The 522-nt window shown below is 52.9% G+C and carries 1 protein-coding gene; it reads left to right on the top strand.

Annotation, left to right across the window (positions count from 1 at the left end; all coding sequences use genetic code 11):
* Positions 1 to 115: 115 nt before the first annotated feature.
* Positions 116 to 522 (top strand): IS200/IS605 family transposase (tnpA, locus tag NNZ72_RS25405; protein ID WP_257318466.1); only part of this gene is annotated, 407 nt, incomplete at its 3' end.

Raw genomic sequence — 522 nt, 5'->3', positions numbered from 1 at the left:
TTGTAACCAAAGTAAACCTCCACCTCCGGTGGAGGACTGGACGAGTTCTACATCGTGGTCGAGAGACCTCCGCGCTTGGACCGTTAGACTGGCCGAGACATAGAACGGAGGTTTTATGGACGAACGATCGCAATCACATGCGACGTGGGACTGCAAATACCATGTGGTCTTCGCGAGCAAGTACCGGACGAAACGCCTTTACGGGGACGTACGACGGGAATTGGGTGAGCTTTTGCACAGGCTTGCTCGACAAAAGGAATGCGAAATCCAGGAAGGGCACTTGGTGCCCGACCATGTGCATATGCTGATCTCGATCCCGCCGAAATATTCAGTTTCGCACATTGTCGGCTTCTTGAAGGGCAAGACAGCGCTTTATGTTGCCAACAAGTATGCCCGCAAACGGCGCTACAAAGGCTATCACTTTTGGGCGCGTGGGTACTTCGTGTCCACGGCTGGCTATGATCAGCAGGTCGTCAGACGTTATATCCGTAATCAGGAAAAGGCCGACAAAGCTTCCGACTT

The organism is Shinella pollutisoli, assembly GCF_024609765.1.
Classification (GTDB): Bacteria; Pseudomonadota; Alphaproteobacteria; order Rhizobiales; family Rhizobiaceae; genus Shinella; species Shinella pollutisoli.
This window is presented reverse-complemented; position numbering and strand designations above follow the sequence as displayed.